Origin of the sequence: Ensifer soli (assembly GCF_041928815.1) — a bacterium.
Lineage (GTDB): Bacteria > Pseudomonadota > Alphaproteobacteria > Rhizobiales > Rhizobiaceae > JBHFEI01.
On record NZ_JBHFEI010000014.1, the window covers coordinates 43,677 to 59,708 of the forward strand.

Here is a 16,032-nt window from a genome sequence, read left to right on the forward strand (position 1 = left end):
CCTATTGCTGTCGCACGCGCGTCGAGAGCCGCGTCGACATGCGGGCGCAGGCCGCCTTGAGCACGGCGAGCGTCTCCTGGTGCCGGCTGACGCGGATGTGCCGGTTGATGTAGGCGATGATGACGGAGGCGACCGCATTGCCGTCGGCGCCGATCACCGGGCAGCAGATGTCGGTGATGCCGACGAGGTCGCGGCTGTCGTGCAGCTCGTGGCCGCGGGCGCGGATCGCCTGGAGCTGACGGCCGAGCTGCACCCGGTCGATCGGCGCGGGCGCATGCAGCTCGGCCTCGTCGATCAGCTTCCTCGCCGCCGCCTCCGACTGGAAGGCGAGGATCACCTGTCCCGAGGTGGCGTCGGTCGAGAGCCGTCCGTAGCCGAGGCGCAGCGTCAGCGACATGTCCTCGCCGCCGGGCACCGCCGCCGTCACCACGGTGAAGCCGCGATGGATGACGACGAGATGGGGCGACTGCCGGCTCTCCTCGGCGATGCGCGAAAGTTCCGGCATCGCCACCGTCATCAGGTCCTGCGCCGTCGGCGTGTGCAGGCCGAGCTTGAACAGCCGGTCGGTGAGCGTGAAGGCGTCGGTCTCCGGGTCGCGCTCGATGTAGCGCCGCTCCTGCAGCGCCACCAGCATGCGGAAGATCTCGTTCTTCGAGCGGCCAAGCCGGTCGGCGATCGCCTTCATCGTCAGCGGCGCGTTCGCCTCCGCAAGCAGTTCCAGCACTTCGAGGCCCTTGGTCAGGGCCGGCGCGGAATAGGACGGTTTCCCCGTGTCGTTCGTGTCGTTGCTCATGCGTCGCAGCCTCCGTTGCGAGCTGAACCATAGAGAAGGGAGCGGCGACTTGTCATCGGGGTTCCGGGCTGCGTTCGTTTCATATTCGAACTTGACACCATATATAAAACCGTCATGATGCCTCCGACAAGAAGAAATTCAGTGGGAACGATGACAAATCCAACGGTCGTCACATCTGAAAGCCAGGGCCGCGCCCGCCTCGCGCCGCGCCGCAACAGCGTCTTCAGCGCCGTCGACCTCGACCGTCCGGGCAAGCAGATCGGCACGTTCTCCGTGCCGCAGTCGCCGCATGACGACGCCTGGGGCGCGGTGCAGGTGCCGCTCGCCGTCATCAAGAACGGCGAAGGCCCGACGATCCTGATCGAGGCCGGCAACCACGGCGACGAATATGAGGGGCCGATCGCGCTCGGCGAGCTCTTGCGCGAGATCGATCCGTCCGAGGTCTCCGGCCGCATCATCGCCATCCCTGCGATCAACATCCGCGCCGTCGAGGCCGGCACGCGCACCTCGCCCGTCGACGGGCTCAACTTCAACCGCACCTTTCCCGGCGACTTCAACGGCACGCTGACCGAGCAGATCGCCGCCTATGTCAACGACTGCCTGTTTCCGGTCTCCGACTATTTCCTCGATCTCCATTCCGGCGGGTCGTCCCTGATGATCCTCCCAAGCGCCATCATCGAGCCCTCCCCGACGCCCGAGGGACACCGCCGGAACATCGCCGCCACGCTCGCCTTCGGCGCGCCGACCGTCGTCATGGTCGACAATCTGGGGGAAACGCGCACCTCGACCGCCGCGGCCAACCTGCAGGGGCTGGTCGTGATCGGCAGCGAGATGGCCGGCGGCGGCCTCGTCAGCCCCGAGGCGCTCGAAATCTGCCGGCGCGGCATCCGCAACGTGCTGAAACATGCCGGCATCCTGAAGGGCGAGCCGGAGATTGTGCCCGAGGCCAATGCCCGCGTGCTCACTGTGCCCGGGGCCAAGGCCTATGTCGTCTCCGACGAGGACGGCGTGTTCGAACCGGTGAGCCCGCTCGGGGCGATGGTCAAGGCGGGCGACGTCGCCGGCCGCATCCATTTCCTGCGCCAGCCCGCCCGCGAACCGGTGACGCTCACCCATCCGATCGACGGCATCGTCTTCGCCAAGCGCCAGCCCGGACGCGTGCGTCCCGGCAATTGCTGCTTCGTGCTCGCCGTCGACTATCCGGAGGCGCTCGCCGATGGGATTTGAGGATATCGCCGCCGCCGCCGAGCGCATCCGGCCTTTCGTGCGTCGAACCCCGGTTCTGAAGCTCGACCATTGTTCCGGCTTCGACCTTCGCAACGACGTCCACCTGAAGCTCGAATGCCTGCAGGTCAGCGGCTCCTTCAAGATCCGAGGCGCCACCAACCGGGTGACGTCGCTGCCGCCCGAGGCCATCGCGACGGGCCTCGTCGCCGCTTCCGGGGGCAATCACGGCCTCGCCACCGCCTATGTGGCGCGGCAGGCCGGCGTGCCGGCGACGATCTTCCTGCCGACGAACGCCAGCCCGATCAAGGCCGAGAAGCTTGCGAGATGGGGCGCCGACGTGCGCCATGCCGGCGCGGTCTGGGACGAGGCGCACGAGGCCGCGCTTGCCTTCGCCGAAGACCGCGGCGCCTTCTACCTGCATCCCTTCGCCGACGACGCCATCGTCGCCGGCCAGGGCACGGTCGGCATCGAGATGGTCGAGCAGATCCCGGATGCCGATCTCTACATCGTCGCCATCGGCGGCGGCGGGCTGATCACCGGCCTGTCGCAGGTGGTCAAGCATCTGAAGCCGCAGGCCCGCGTCGTCGGCGTCGAGCCGGTCGGCTCGCCGACGCTCCACGCCTCGTTTGCCGCCGGCCATGTCGTGCGCCTACCGCAGGTGACGACCAGGGTCGCCACCATGGCCTGCGGCCGCACCGACGCGCGCATCTACGAGACGGCGCGACGGCATGTCGACGAGATCGTGCTGATCGAGGACGCCGACATGCAGAGGGCGGCCGACCTTCTCTGGTTCGAGTTCGGCATCGCGGCCGACCTCAGCGGCGCGGCGTCGCTGGCGGCCCTGATGGCGGGAGCGGTGATGCCCGAACCAGGCGCCCGCATCGCCGGCCTCGTCTGCGGTGCCGGGACCGACGCGCTCGCCGCCTGAAACGCCTTAACCCCGGCGCGGCTTGCGCGCCGGTGCTGCGGCCGCCCGTCCTCGCTGGGGGGACCGGCGTCCGGACAAGATCAAGAAGAGGCGAACAATCGCCCGACCTTTTCAAAAGTGTCAAAAGGCCCCCGAGGGGCAGAGGAGAACTGAACATGCGCAACATTCTGAAGACATCCGTCGCCCTTCTGGCGCTGGCGATCGCCACCCCCTCCATGGCTCAGGAGAAGGTGCTCGGCCTCGCCGCCATCGACCTGCAGAATTCCTTCTTCGTCCGCATGAAGGAAGCCGGCGACGTCGCCACCTCCGACTATGGCGTCAAGGCCACCTGGCAGAGCGCCGAGGGCAGCCTCGAAAAGCAGGTCGGCATCATCGAGAACTTCATCAACCAGGGCGTCAGCGCCATCCTGATCGACCCGATCGACAAGAACGCCGTCGTTCCCGTGATCCAGAAGGCGACGGCCGCCGGCATCCCGGTCATCACCATGGGCAACAAGGTCGAGGCCGGCGAGAACTATTCGACGCTCTATCCGGACTACGAGAACATGTCGATGGTCGCCCGCGCCATCGGTGCCTCGCTCGGCGGCGAGGGCGAGGTGGCGCTGCTGGTCGGTTCGCGCGGCAACTTCGTCTCCGACACGCGCGAGAAGGGCTTCCTCGACACGCTCGCCAAGGAATATCCGAAGATCAAGGTCGTCGGCATCGAGCCGACCAACTGGGACGCCGCCAAGGCGACCAACGCCGCGCAGACCTGGCTTACCACCTATCCGGACCTGAAGGCGATCGCCTGCATCTCCGACAGCCTGTGCCTTGCCGCCGACAGCGTCGCCAGCACCATGGGCACGGACCTGATCTATGGCGGCTATGACGGCGACGCCGAGATGAAGGAGCTGATCGACAGCGGCAAGATGGTCATCGACGTGCTGACCGGCGCCTACCGCGTCGGCTACTGGAACATCGCGGTCGCCGCCCGCCTCGCCAATGGCGAGACCGGCATGCCGAAGGACCTCTACATGCCGACCTACTTCATCACCTCGGACGCGACTGCCGAGAAGCTGAAGGCCGCCGGCGTCACCTTCGACTATATCTCCACCGAGAAGGCGGCCGTCGAGGCGAAGAACTACACCGAGCAGCTCGGGCCGAAGCTGCCGGCGAGCGCCATGACCGCCGGCAAGTAAATCCGGCGGCGCGGCCGGCGCGGCGTGTCCCGCGCCGGCGCCTGCCGTCGGGTCGCCCGGCGCCGGCCCGGCTAGGGAGCGGCGGGCGATTGTCCTTGACGTCCGCACGGTTCATCCCGAACCTCTCCGGGCTCCGGATCTCCTTGTTTCCGCCCGCCGCTTCGCGACAATCGGTTGTCGCGTTCTCCCGGCAGGCGCCAACGTCCAGAAGAGGCGGCCGATCATGTCGCAGTCATTGACCTCAACGCTCCTTCGCCGCAACGAGCCGGTGCTCGTCGTCGTGCTGGCGGTTGCCGTCGCCGTCTTCGGCTGGATCGATCCGCTTTTCCTGACGGCCGGCAATTTCGTCTCGATCGCGCAGCAGAGCGCCGTCATCGCGCTCGTCGCCTTCGCCATGACCGCGGTGATCATCGCCCGCGGCATCGACATCTCCGTCGGCGCCGCGCTCGCCTTTTCCGGCGTTTCCGCCGGCCTCGTCTTCGCCGCGACCGGCTCGGCCGTGCTCTCGCTCGCCGCCGCCATCCTCAGCGGCGCGGCGATCGGCCTCCTGAACGGCCTGCTGATCGGCATGGCCGGCATCTCGCCCTTCATCGCCACGCTCGCCACCATGGCGTTCGCGCGCGGCCTGTCGCTCAGCCTCTCGGGCGCCTCCAGCATCGCGATCGCCGATCCGGTCGTGCTCTTTGCCGGCAGCGCCTCGATCGGCCTGTTGCCCGCCTCCGTCGTCATCGCGCTTCTCTGCCTCGTCCTCTGGTGGTTCGTGCTGAAGCGCACCGTCTACGGCCGCTGGATCTATGCCGTCGGCGGCAATGCCGACGCGGCGCGGGCCTCGATGGTGCCGGTCGAATGGGTGCGCATCTCGGTCTATCTGATCGCCGGCGCCACGGCCGGGCTCGGCGCCATCCTGACGATCGGCCGTCTCGGCTCGGCCCAGCCGCTCGCCGGCACCGGCCTCGAATTCACCGCGATCACCGCGGCGATCGTCGGCGGCACGAAGCTTTCCGGCGGCAAGGGTTCGATCTGGGGCACGGCGATCGGCGCGCTGCTGCTCGGCGTCATCAACACCGGCCTGTCCTTCCTGCAGGTGCCGCAGATCTATATCTACTACATCACCGGCGCGCTGATCCTCGTCGCGGTGCTGACCAGCCAGCCGGAAAGCGTCAAGGCGCTGTTTCGCGGCCATCGCCGCAAGGCGCCGGTCGCCGCCGACGCTCCCGCCCCGCCGGCGAAGGGCGGCCACAGCCTGGTCCTCAACGGCATCGGCAAGACCTTTCCCGGCGTCAAGGCGCTGGACGGCGTCTCCTTCTCGGTCGCCCCCGGCGATGTCGTGGCGCTTGCCGGCGAGAACGGCGCCGGCAAGTCGACGCTGGTGAAGTGCATCTCCGGCCTTTACCGCCCCGACGAGGGCGAGATCGTCATCGACGGCAAGGTCGCCGATTTCCATTCGCCCAACGACGCGCGCGGCATCAGCGTCATCCACCAGCATTTCAGCCTGTCGCCCGACCTGACGGTGGCGGAAAACCTCTTCGTCGGCCGCGAGCCCCGCACCCGCCTCGGCCTGCTCGACCGCGCGCGCATGCGCCGGGAGGCGCGCGCGATCCTCGCCGAACTCGCGCTCGACATCGACGTCGACGCGGAGCTGCGCACGCTCTCGGTCGGCCGCCAGCAGATGGTCGAGATCGCCCGCGCCGTGCTCGCCGACGCCTGGTTCTTCGTCATGGACGAGCCGACCAGCGCGCTTTCCAACCGCGAGCGCGACCATCTCTACGAGCTGATCGGCACGCTGAAGGCCCGCGGTGCCGCCATCCTCTACATCTCCCACAAGATGGAGGAGATCTTCACCCAGTGTAACCGCGTCGTGGTCCTGCGCGACGGCAGGTTCATCGGCGAGCGCGAGACGGCGGCGACCAGCGAGGCCGAGATCGTCTCGATGATGGTCGGCCGCGACGTCGGCGACATCTTCCCCCATGTCGACGCCACTGTCCGCGAGGCGGCGGTCGAGGTTGCCGGCATCGGCAACGGCCGGCTGCTCAAATCCGCCTCGCTCACCGTGCATCGCGGCGAGATCGTCGCGCTTGCCGGGCTGATGGGCAGCGGCCGCTCCGAGGTGCTCAGGCTGATCGCCGGGCTGGAGGCGCCCGAGCGCGGCGCGATCCGCATCTTCGGCACCGAGCAGCAGGGCGGCGACGTCAAGGCCGCCAACCGCGCCGGCATCGTCTACATCCCCGAGGACCGCCATCTCGAAGGCTTCGTCGGCACCATGTCGATCCGCGACAATCTCTCGCTCGCCTGGATCCGCGGCAACAGCCCCTTCGGCATCGTCTCGCCGCGCCGCATCACCGCGCTGTCGAGGGAACTGATCGCCTCGCTCGGCGTGCGGCCCGCCCAGCCGGAGAAGGCGACGATCGAGCTGTCCGGCGGCAACCAGCAGAAGGTCGTCATCGGCAAATGGCTGGCGACGAAGCCGAGGATCATCCTGCTCGACGAGCCGACGCGCGGCGTCGACGTCGGGGCGAAGTCCGAGCTGCACCACCTGATCGCAAGGCTGAAGCAGGAGGGCGCCGCCATCCTGATGGTGTCGAGCGAACTGCCGGAAGTGCTCGGCGTCGCCGACCGCATCGTCGTCATGCGCGAGGGCCGCTCGGTCGGGGAACTCGCGCGCGGCGCCTCCGAGGAAGACGTGATGGCACTCGCCTTCGGCGAACGCGCCGCCCCGCCCCCGCCGCCGCCATCGAACGGCGCCCGGCTGCAGCCGCAGCCGGCACAATGAGGAGAACGCCATGAGCACGCTTCGCATCGCCATCGTCGGCGCCGGATTCATGGGCCTGCTGCATGCCCGCGTCGTCGCCGACAGCGACCGCGCCACCGTCGCGGCGATCATCGATCCCGACGTTGCGGGCGGCCGCGCGGCGGCGGAGGCCTTCGGCGTGCCGCATTTCGCCGATGCCGGGGAAGCACTCGCGGCGGATGCCGCCGACGCCTATATCGTCGCCGCCCCCGACCGTTTGCACGAGGACGTCACCTGCGCCCTGCTTGCCGCCGGCAAGCCGGTGCTGCTCGAAAAGCCGATGGCACATACTCTCACGGCCGCGAAGGCGATCGCGCGGGCAGCCGAGAAAAGCGGCGCGCGCCTGCTCGTCGCCCACATCCTGCGCTTCGATCCGCGCTATGCGGCGGCGGCCAAGGCCGTGCGCGAGGGCAGGATCGGCACGCCGATCCATGCCTCGAGCGGCCGCCTGACCAACCGAGAGGTCGGCCAGCGGATGAACGGCCGGTCGAGCGTTTGCTTCTATCTCGGCATCCACGACGTCGACATGCTGCAATGGATCACCGGCTCGAATGTCCGGACCGTCTATTCCCGCACCGTCTCGACGCTGATGCCCTCGCTCGGCGTCGCGTCCGAGGATGCGATCTTCACCACCGTCGAGATGGAGAACGGCATGGCCGGCCAGCTCCATTCCGGCTGGACCCTTCCCGAGAGCGTGCCGACCGGCATCTGGGCCCGCACCGAGGTGATCGGCACCGAGGGCATGATCGATCTCGACGTGCGCGACCACGGCCTGCGCATCCTCTCGCGCGGGCAGTGGTCGCTGCCGGACGGGCTGCACTGGCCGGAGACCCATGGCCATATCACCGGCGACCTTTACGAGGAGGTCCGCCATTTCATCGGCGCCGTCCTTGACGACCGCCCCTTCGTCATGCCGGTCGAGGATGCGCTGCGGGCCGTCGCCGTCAACGACGCGATCCTCGCAAGCGTCGCGTCCGGCCAGCGCGAGACCGTCGCCGACTGGCGGATCTGAGGGCCGGGAGAGAACCATGAGCACCAACCGCAACCGTCTCGCCCGCCGTGCGCTCGATCTCTCGCCGCTGATCCTGCTCGTCGTTCTGACCGTCGTCTTCGCCATCGTCGATCCGCGCGTCGTCTCCACCGCCAGCCTGATCAACATCGCCGCCCAGGCGACGCCGATCGCGGTGCTGGCGCTCGGCGCCCTCATCGTGCTGCTGACGGCGGGCATCGATCTTTCGGCCGGCGTCGGCGTCGCCTTCTGCGCCGTGCTCGTCGCGAGCCTCATCGATGCCGGATTCGGCCTTTCGGGCGCGCTGTCGATCGGCCTCGTCGTCATGGTCGTGGTCGGCCTCGTCAACGGCTCGGTGATCGCGCTCCTGAAGATCCCGCCCTTCGTCACCACGCTCGCCATGATGGTCGTGCTGCAGGGGGCGACGCTCGCCGTCGCCTCGAAGGGCGTGCTGATGCTGAAGGAACCCTGGCTGCGCTTCGTCGGCGTCGAGCGCAGCCTCGGCCTGCCCCATGTCATCCTCGCCACGCTCGTGATCGCGCTTCTCGCCGCGCTGCTGATGCGCCAGACGCGCTTCGGCCTGCGCACCTATGCGCTCGGTTCCGATCCGGCCGCCGCCGAGCTCGCCGGCATCCCGGTGACGCGCCACACCATCCTCGTCTACGGCGCCTCCGGCCTCTTCGTCTTCCTCACCGCCGCCATCATGATCAGCCGCGTGCCGGTGGTGACGCCGAACATCGGCGGCACCTCGCTGCTGCTCGACGCCATTGCGGCAGCCGTCCTCGGCGGCACCTCGATCTTCGGCGGGCGCGGCACGGTCTGGGGCGCGGTCGTCGGCGCGCTGATCGTCAGCCTGCTGACGACGGCGCTGCGCATCTTCGGCACCGATCCGTCGAGCCTCGAACTGTGGAAGGGCGCGATCATCATGGCCGCCCTCCTCGCCGACGCCGCCATGACCTTTGGCAAGGCGCGCCTCGTCGAGGCGGCGCGATGAGCCCGTCCGGCACCCAGGGGCCGACCGGTTTCGCCTTCCTCACATCGCCCGAGGCGAAGGCGCTCGCCGCATCGGGACCGAGAAAGCCGCTCGCCGTGCTGCCGACCGGGGCCGTCGAGCAGCACGGGCCGCATTTGCCGCTCGGCGTCGACATCTGGCTGGCGCAGGCCGTGGCGCTGGCGGCGGCGGAAGGGCAGGACGCCATCCGCGTCTGCGAGCCTCTTGCCTATGGTTCTTCCGAGCATCACCGCGCCTTCGCCGGCACGATGAGCCTCCGGCCGGAGACCTTCATCGCCGTTCTCGTCGATCTTCTCTCCTGCCTCGCTAAGGACGGGTTCCTTCCGGTGATCCTCAACGGCCATGGCGGCAACCGCGCCGCGATCCAGGTGGCGATAACGACGCTCGGCCGGCAGGGTATCCTCTCCGCCGGCTTTTCCTATTTCGACCTGATCGCCGACGTCGCCGCCGAGGTGCTGCCCGATGCCGCCCATGGCACCGGCCATGCCTGCGCGCTCGAAACCTCGCTGATGATGCATGCCGTCGGCGCAAGCGTGCGCAAAACCCTGATCCCCGGCGGCACGACTCCGCCCTCCTGGCCCGATCCGCATCTCTATGCCGGCCCGGCCGTCTCCGTCTGGCGGCCCTTCGAGGTGATCCGCGACAACGGCGTCATCGGCACGCCGTCCGAGGCCTCGCCAGAGGCCGGCGCCCGCCTCTTCGAAGCGGCGGCGGCGCGAAGCCGCGCCGCGCTTCTTAAGCTGCAATCCGACTACGGTCAAAGGAGTTCTCCATGACGGTCTTCTTCAAATCCTCGCTCGACGGCCCGAACCTGCGCGGCATGCCGATCGTCACCGAAACCGAGAGCGGCAAGACCGTTGGCGTCAACCGCATCGGCGCCGACTGGGTGGCGGGCAGCGCCGGCCGCTTCCTGAAGGTGGACAGCCCGGCGACCGGCGAGCATCTCGGCTACCTCGCTTTGTCGACCCGCGCCGATGTCGGCCGCGCGGTCGCCGCCGCCCACGGCGCGCGCGAGACGCTGCGGCGCATGGGCGTCTTCGCCCGGGCGGCGTTGTGCATGAAGGTCGCCGACGCGATCGACCGTCATGCCGACGACCTCGCGCGCCTGCTCTGCCTCGAACAGGGCAAGCCCTTCCACAAGGAGGCGAAGGCGGAGGTCGCCGGCGCGGCACTCGGCTTCCGCAACGCCGCCGAGCAGATCAAGTGGCTGGAAACCGCCTGCTTCCCCGTCGCCGACGCCAACAAGCGCGCCTTCAGCTTCCTGCAGCCGAAGGGGGTCTTCGCCATCATCACGCCGTGGAATTTCCCGGCCGCACTCCCCTGCCTCTACTATCTCGGGCCGGCGCTCGCCACCGGCAACGCCGTCGTCTGGGTGCCGGCGCCGACCACGTCGCTGATCGCGGTCAAGCTGATGGAATGCCTGATCGAGGCCGGCGTGCCGGACGGCGCCGTCAATCTCGTCCTCGGCGAGGGCGCGGAGGTGGGCGACGAGGCGGTCATCCATCCGGGCGTGCACGCGATCGGCTTCACCGGCAGCTCCGCGACGGGGGCGGCGATCGCGCGGCGCGGCGCCGGCAAGCCGCTGCTCCTCGAAATGGGCGGCAACGGCCCGACCATCGTGCTCGCCGACGCCGATGTCGAGATGGCCGCCGCCCAGGTCGGCGCCGGCTGCTTTGCCAATGCCGGGCAGATCTGCACCGCGACCGAGCGCTTCCTCGTCCACCAGTCGATCCATGACGACTTCGTCGAGGGCCTGGTGAAGGCGGCGGGCAAGGTGAGGATGGGCGATCCTTTCGATCCGGAAACGACGATGGGGCCGCTCAACAACGCCGCCTCGCTCGACAAGATGCTGTCGCACATGGCGGACGCCGAGGCGCGCCAGGCCCGCGTACTGACCGGCGGCGGCATCGCCAAGGGCAAGCCGACCAACCTCTATTTCGAGCCGACCGTCGTCACCGGCCTGACGCGGGAGAGCCTGCTCAATGTCGAGGAGTCCTTCGGTCCGGTCGCCCCGGTGCTGACCTTCGACACCGACGAGGAGGCCTTCGCGCTCGCCGCCTCCAGCCCCTACGGCCTTTCGGCCGCCGTCTTCACCAATTCGATCAAGCGCGCCTTCCACTATACGGAAACGCTGCGGGTCGGCATCGTCAACGTCAACGAGATGAGCTGCTACTGGGAGCCGCACATCCCCGCCGGCGGCGCCGCAGGCACCAACAGCGGGCTCGGGCGCACCGGCGGCCGCCACACGCTGATGGAGATGTGCGACCTGAAGACGATGACGGTCGACGTCTCGCGCTGATCGCGCGGGGCACACCCTCCCGGCGCGATCGCCAGCGCCGGGAAGGTGTGCCATTCTGGAACAGTCGCTGGAAAAGCCGTTCGGCCTCCAGCAATCATGCCGTGTATAGAGCCGGGCCCGCGCGACGGAATGTCGCCCGGCGCAAGATCATCATGCATCCGGTCGGTTCGCCCGGTACAACGCATGATAGGTCATCGATAGAATATGAACGAATCCTTACTCACTCTTTCCTTGCCGTCGACGCCCGATCCAGGTGTGCAGGGGTCATGTCTCGTTTCGGGATTCCATCTTATTCGTAAATGAGTGGAGATTTTACTTCGATACTTCGCATGAATATCAAAGAAATTTTTGAGATATTCAAATTTTCTTCGATGTCGAAAGTGATATTTATTTTATAAATTGGCCCGGAGATCTGCAGTCCGATGTAAAAATTCATCGATGATCACGGCATCTCTTGTATTTTCCTGAAAACTTGCCATGATTGCAGGTGAAAGTTGCCGATCCTGTTGCTGCAACCGCGAACAGGACTTCGGGCGCGATTTCAGGACATTCATATGCTGGGGCATTTCAGGCTGATCCGGGGCCTTGCCCTGGTTGTATCGGTGTTGTCCGGCTGCGCGGCGACACCTCGATCCGGACCCGACGATCGCGCCGTCGAAGCCAATGCCTATGTCAAGGTCACCGCCGCCGACCGCAAGGTCGGGATCGACTACGCCCTCGTCGACATCACCGCGCGCGTGCTGCCCTTCTTCGGCGGCGCGGATGCGGCGAGCTTCGGCAGTTTCGGCGGCGGGCGGGGCGGGCCGCCGGCCCTGCCGCTCGGCGTCGGCGATGTGGTGGCGGTGTCGATCTTCGAATCCCAGACCGGCGGCCTGTTCATTCCCGTCGATGCCGGCAGCCGCCCGGGAAATTTCGTCACCCTGCCCGAACAGACGATCGACCGGGCCGGCACGATCAACGTGCCCTATGCCGGGCGGGTGCGCGCCGCCGGGCGCGGAGTCGACGCCGTGCAGCGCGAGATCGAGGACCTTCTGGCCAACCGCGCCATCGAACCGCAGGTGGTGATCACCACGATCCGCAGCCGGTCGAGCCAGGTCTCGGTGCTCGGCGACGTGCGCGCGCCGGCGAAATTCGAGCTCAGCCCGGCGGGCGACCGGGTTCTCGACATCCTCTCGCAGGCCGGCGGCCTCGGCGCGCCGGGGATCGAGACCTATGTGACGCTGCAGCGCCGCGGGCGGTCGGCGACGGTGCTCTACGACCATCTCGTCGCCACGCCGGCGGAAAACATCTTCGTTGCGCCGGGCGATACGATCTTCGTCACGCGGGAGCGCCGCACCTATCTCGCCTTCGGCGCGACGGGCCTCTCCGGGCGCTTCGATTTCGAGGAGGCGAACCTGACGCTCGGCGAGGCGCTCGGCAAGGCCGGCGGCCTTCTCGACGGGCGGGCGGATCCGGCGCGCGTCATGCTCTACCGCCGCGTGCCGCGCGACACGCTTTCGGCGCTCGGCGTCGACACGGCCCGCTTCGGACCGGGCGACGTGCCGGTGATCTTCCGCGCCAACCTGCGCGATCCGGCGGCCTTCTTCGCCGTTCAGACATTCGCCATGCACGACAAGGACATCCTCTTCGTGTCCAATGCCGATGCGGTGGAACTGCTGAAGATCCTGACGATCGCCAATTCCGTCTCGGCGACGGCGGCGGGCGTCAGCGGCGACGTCGTCGACACGCGCGATGCGCTGAGGGCGTTGTGATGCGCGGGCCGGCGGCCTTTGGGCCGCGACGCGTCGATGCCCCTCGGGCACGATCTTCTGGGCGGCCGGACGGCCCCGTCCGGCGGGGCACTGCGCTCTTGCGCCGCTCAGCCGTCCTCGCCGTGCTGCTGCTGGCGCCGTTTCCCGGCGCGGCCGAGGACGGTCCGGCGCAGTCCAAGACCGGCGCCCAGGCCGGTGCGGGCTGCTTCGCCGGCGCGGCGCGGTTGTCCGGAGAGGAGGTCGGCGCCTTCCTCGCGGCGCCTCCGGCGCTTCTCTCCGGGCATCCCGACGGCGGCATCCTGCTTTCGGCCCGGGTCCGGGCCCTCGCCGGCTCGGACCGGCGCACGGTCGATCCGCTCCTCGGCCTCGTGCAGGGCGCCACGCCGGCCCAGGCCGCGGCGATCGGCGCGGGTTTCGCCCGGGCCGCGCGCGCCTGCGTGGCGGCGGATCCGCGCTATGCGGCGGCGCTTCAGGAGAAGGTCGCCGGCCTCGGCGATCCTGCCGTCGACACCGCCTTCGAGGCCGCCGCCGGCGAGGTGCGGACGGGGTCTGTCGATGCGCCGGCGGCGGCGGTCGGCGACGGCACTGTCGCGGCCGCGCCGATTGCCGGTGGCGGCGCGCTCGGCGGCGGTGCTGCGGCGCCGGTCGCGTCTCCGTCATCGGCCGGTTTTTCGGTCGGAGGCGGGGGCGGCAGCTATGCCGAAAACGAAAAGGTCAGTCCGAACTGACGGTGGGAGGGTGAAGGAATGCTGCAGAGGCAGGGCCGCCCCGGCGGCCTCTATGCCGGGGAGGACGAGGCGGCGGCCGGGGGCGCTCCGGTCGATCTCGACCGGCTGCTCTCGGCCGCGCGCCGGCAGTGGCGGGTGGCGGCGGCCGGACCGCTGGTCGGCCTCTTCCTCGGCATCCTCTATCTCCTGACGGCGGTCCCGCTCTATACCGCGCGCACGAGCCTGCTGATCGACCGGGAAAACCGCGCGGTCGCCGACAGGCTCTCGGCGCTCGGCGGCGCCGTCGACGACGAGGCGACGGTGCTGAGCCAGGTGGAACTCCTGCGATCCGAGACGATCTGCCTTGCGGTCGTCGACAGGCTCGGGCTTGCCGACGACCCCGCCTTCGCCACGCCGGACGGCGCGCTTGCGGCCATCGCCGCCGCCTCGTTGCGCGCGGCCTCAGCCCTTCTCTCCGGCGATGCGGGTCCGCGGTCCCCGCAAGACCGGCGCCAGGCGGCGGCCACGCGGCTCAGCGACGACATGGCGGTCAGCCGCGTCGGGCGAAGCTACGTGCTCGAGATCGGCTACACCTCGTCCTCGCCCGCCCTTTCCGGCCGGATCGCCCGCGCGATCGCCGAGGCCTATCTCGCCGACAAGCTTTCCTCGAAATACGAGGCGACGCGGCGCGCCGGCGACTGGCTGCAGCAGCGCATCGGCGCGCTCCGGCAGAGATCGCTCGAGACGGATCTCGCCGTCCAGAGGTTCCGCACCACGCACGGGCTCGTCGCCAGCGGCGGCACGCTCGTCACCGACCAGCAGCTGACCGAGCTCAACAGCGCCCTGATCGTCGCCCAGGCCGACACCGCCAGGGCCGAGGCGAACCTGACGCGCATCCGCGACATCGTCGGACGGGGAGAGACGGACGCGATCGTCACCGACGTGCTCGACAGCGCCATCTCGAACACGCTGCGGGAGAAATATCTCGACGCTTCCAAGCGCGAGGCCGAGATCGCCGGCCGTCTCGGGCCGGACCATGCGCAGGCGGCGCGCCTGCGCGGCGAGATGCGTGAATACCGCCGACTGATGTCGGAGGAGCTCGGCCGCATCGCCGAAAGCTACCGCAGCGACCTCGACGTCGCGCGCACGCGCGCGCTGAGCCTCAAGGAGAGCGTGGCCGAGGCGAGCGGCATCAGCGCGTCCGCCAACGAGACGCAGGTGCAGCTGCGCGAGCTGGAGCGCGAGGCGGAGACCTACCGCAACCTCTACCAGACCTTCCTGCAGCGCTACCAGGAGGCGGTGCACGAGCAGTCCTTCCCGGTAACGGAGGCGCGGATCATCTCGCGCGCCTCCGATCCGGAGCGCGCCAGCCATCCGCGAAAGCCGCTCGTGCTCGCCCTGTCCCTCCTCCTCGGCGCCGGCGCCGGCGCCGGCTTCGGCGCCTTCCGCGAGATGCGCGACCGCGCCTTCCGCACCGGCGAACAGGTCCGCGCCCTTCTCGGCCAGGAGTGTCTCGGCATCCTGCCGCGGATCCGGGACGGCGAGGAAGCGACCGGCGCCGGGAATGGCCATCCGCGGGCGCTGCGCAAGGCGCGGGCGATCGCCAATCACGTCGTCGACCACCCGCTGTCGGCCTTCGCCGAGACCCTGCGCAGCGCCAGGCTCGCCGCCGACCTCGGGCTGCCGGGCAGGCCGTCGCGGGTCATCGGCGTCGTCTCGGTGCTGCCGGGCGAGGGAAAAACGACGGTCGCGATCAATTTCGCCGAACTCCTGGCGAGCGAGGGGGCGAAGGCCGTGCTCGTCGATGCGGACCTGCGCAATCCGGGCGCGACGCGGGCGATGGCGCGCCACGCGCAGGCGGGCCTCCTCGAGGCGCTGAGGGACGGGCGGCCGGTGCGCGACCTGCTGATGGTCAACCGCCACACGAAGCTCGCCTTCCTGCCGGCCGTCATCGCCACGCCGGAGCCGCATTCGGCCGAACTCCTCGCCTCGGCGGCGATGGCCGGCCTGCTGGCGGCGGCGGCGCGCACCTTCGATTACGTCGTGCTCGACCTCCCGCCGCTGCTGCCCGTCGTCGACGCCCGCGCGATCGCGGCGCGCATCGACGGCTTCATCCTGGTGGTGGAATGGGGCAGGACGGCGCGCAAGGCCGTGCACGACACGCTGGCGGCGGAACCGCGGATCGCGGACAAATGCCTCGGCGTCGTCCTCAACAAGGTCGACGGCCGCAGGATGGCGCTCTACCGGGACTATGGCGCGCCCGAATATCATCAGCACCTTTATGAGGGCGACGCCGATGGGCGCTGAGCGCGGCGGGCGGGCGGCGTTGAGGTCCGGACG

General features: G+C 69.2%; 12 protein-coding genes. 11 read left to right on the forward strand and 1 reads right to left on the reverse strand.

Features of this window, described 5'->3' with window-relative positions; all coding sequences use genetic code 11:
- Position 1: 1 nt before the first annotated feature.
- The gene (locus ACEVQ6_RS19015; RefSeq protein WP_374890624.1) at positions 2 to 793 is read right to left on the reverse strand and encodes an IclR family transcriptional regulator; all 792 of its coding nucleotides are present in this window, start codon (positions 791 to 793) and stop codon (positions 2 to 4) included.
- A 150-nt stretch (positions 794 to 943) separates the two neighbouring features.
- Here ACEVQ6_RS19015 and ACEVQ6_RS19020 point away from each other — a divergent pair, with 150 nt between their 5' ends.
- The 11 genes from ACEVQ6_RS19020 to ACEVQ6_RS19070 all read left to right on the forward strand — a co-directional run bounded on the left by ACEVQ6_RS19020 (position 944) and on the right by ACEVQ6_RS19070 (position 15,999).
- Complete coding sequence (locus ACEVQ6_RS19020; protein WP_374890625.1) at positions 944 to 2,020, forward strand: succinylglutamate desuccinylase/aspartoacylase family protein; 1,077 nt, start codon at positions 944 to 946, stop codon at positions 2,018 to 2,020.
- Positions 2,010 to 2,948 carry a threonine ammonia-lyase gene (locus tag ACEVQ6_RS19025; RefSeq protein ID WP_374890626.1) on the forward strand — a complete coding sequence of 313 codons (939 nt, stop codon included), beginning with the start codon at positions 2,010 to 2,012 and terminating at the stop codon, positions 2,946 to 2,948. Before ACEVQ6_RS19020 ends, ACEVQ6_RS19025 begins: the two co-directional genes overlap by 11 nt.
- Before the next feature lie 155 nt (positions 2,949 to 3,103).
- Entirely contained in the window at positions 3,104 to 4,126 is a 1,023-nt protein-coding gene (locus ACEVQ6_RS19030; protein WP_374890627.1) for a sugar ABC transporter substrate-binding protein, read from the forward strand.
- A gap of 223 nt (positions 4,127 to 4,349) precedes the next feature.
- Complete coding sequence (locus tag ACEVQ6_RS19035) at positions 4,350 to 6,896, forward strand: ATP-binding cassette domain-containing protein (RefSeq protein ID WP_374890628.1); 2,547 nt, start codon at positions 4,350 to 4,352, stop codon at positions 6,894 to 6,896.
- A gap of 10 nt (positions 6,897 to 6,906) precedes the next feature.
- Entirely contained in the window at positions 6,907 to 7,926 is a 1,020-nt protein-coding gene (locus ACEVQ6_RS19040; RefSeq protein ID WP_374890629.1) for a Gfo/Idh/MocA family protein, read from the forward strand.
- Positions 7,927 to 7,942: 16 nt separating this feature from the next.
- Positions 7,943 to 8,917, forward strand: coding sequence for an ABC transporter permease (locus ACEVQ6_RS19045; RefSeq protein ID WP_374890630.1), 975 nt, complete (start codon positions 7,943 to 7,945; stop codon positions 8,915 to 8,917).
- Positions 8,914 to 9,711, forward strand: coding sequence for a creatininase family protein (locus tag ACEVQ6_RS19050; RefSeq protein ID WP_374890631.1), 798 nt, complete (start codon positions 8,914 to 8,916; stop codon positions 9,709 to 9,711). Before ACEVQ6_RS19045 ends, ACEVQ6_RS19050 begins: the two co-directional genes overlap by 4 nt.
- A complete protein-coding gene (locus ACEVQ6_RS19055) occupies positions 9,708 to 11,234 on the forward strand; it encodes an aldehyde dehydrogenase family protein (RefSeq protein ID WP_374890632.1) in 1,527 nt (508 codons plus the stop codon). Before ACEVQ6_RS19050 ends, ACEVQ6_RS19055 begins: the two co-directional genes overlap by 4 nt.
- A 554-nt stretch (positions 11,235 to 11,788) precedes the next feature.
- Positions 11,789 to 12,985, forward strand: a complete 1,197-nt coding sequence (locus tag ACEVQ6_RS19060; RefSeq protein ID WP_374890633.1) for a polysaccharide biosynthesis/export family protein — start codon at positions 11,789 to 11,791, stop codon at positions 12,983 to 12,985.
- A gap of 98 nt (positions 12,986 to 13,083) precedes the next feature.
- Positions 13,084 to 13,713 (forward strand): hypothetical protein, encoded by a 630-nt coding sequence (locus ACEVQ6_RS19065; protein WP_374890634.1) that lies wholly within the window; start codon positions 13,084 to 13,086, stop codon positions 13,711 to 13,713.
- Between the two features lie 18 nt (positions 13,714 to 13,731).
- Positions 13,732 to 15,999, forward strand: a complete 2,268-nt coding sequence (locus ACEVQ6_RS19070) for a polysaccharide biosynthesis tyrosine autokinase (protein ID WP_374890635.1) — start codon at positions 13,732 to 13,734, stop codon at positions 15,997 to 15,999.
- Positions 16,000 to 16,032: the final 33 nt, after the last annotated feature.

Excerpts from the sequence above, each read along its gene's own strand:
- ACEVQ6_RS19015 (WP_374890624.1), bottom strand. The coding sequence starts at position 793 with ATGAGCAACGACACGAACGACACGGGGAAACCGTCCTATTCCGCGCCG.
- ACEVQ6_RS19020 (WP_374890625.1), top strand. The coding sequence starts at position 944 with ATGACAAATCCAACGGTCGTCACATCTGAAAGCCAGGGCCGCGCCCGC.
- ACEVQ6_RS19025 (WP_374890626.1), top strand. The coding sequence starts at position 2,010 with ATGGGATTTGAGGATATCGCCGCCGCCGCCGAGCGCATCCGGCCTTTC.
- ACEVQ6_RS19030 (WP_374890627.1), top strand. The coding sequence starts at position 3,104 with ATGCGCAACATTCTGAAGACATCCGTCGCCCTTCTGGCGCTGGCGATC.
- ACEVQ6_RS19035 (WP_374890628.1), top strand. The coding sequence starts at position 4,350 with ATGTCGCAGTCATTGACCTCAACGCTCCTTCGCCGCAACGAGCCGGTG.
- ACEVQ6_RS19040 (WP_374890629.1), top strand. The coding sequence starts at position 6,907 with ATGAGCACGCTTCGCATCGCCATCGTCGGCGCCGGATTCATGGGCCTG.
- ACEVQ6_RS19045 (WP_374890630.1), top strand. The coding sequence starts at position 7,943 with ATGAGCACCAACCGCAACCGTCTCGCCCGCCGTGCGCTCGATCTCTCG.
- ACEVQ6_RS19050 (WP_374890631.1), top strand. The coding sequence starts at position 8,914 with ATGAGCCCGTCCGGCACCCAGGGGCCGACCGGTTTCGCCTTCCTCACA.
- ACEVQ6_RS19055 (WP_374890632.1), top strand. The coding sequence starts at position 9,708 with ATGACGGTCTTCTTCAAATCCTCGCTCGACGGCCCGAACCTGCGCGGC.
- ACEVQ6_RS19060 (WP_374890633.1), top strand. The coding sequence starts at position 11,789 with ATGCTGGGGCATTTCAGGCTGATCCGGGGCCTTGCCCTGGTTGTATCG.
- ACEVQ6_RS19070 (WP_374890635.1), top strand. The coding sequence starts at position 13,732 with ATGCTGCAGAGGCAGGGCCGCCCCGGCGGCCTCTATGCCGGGGAGGAC.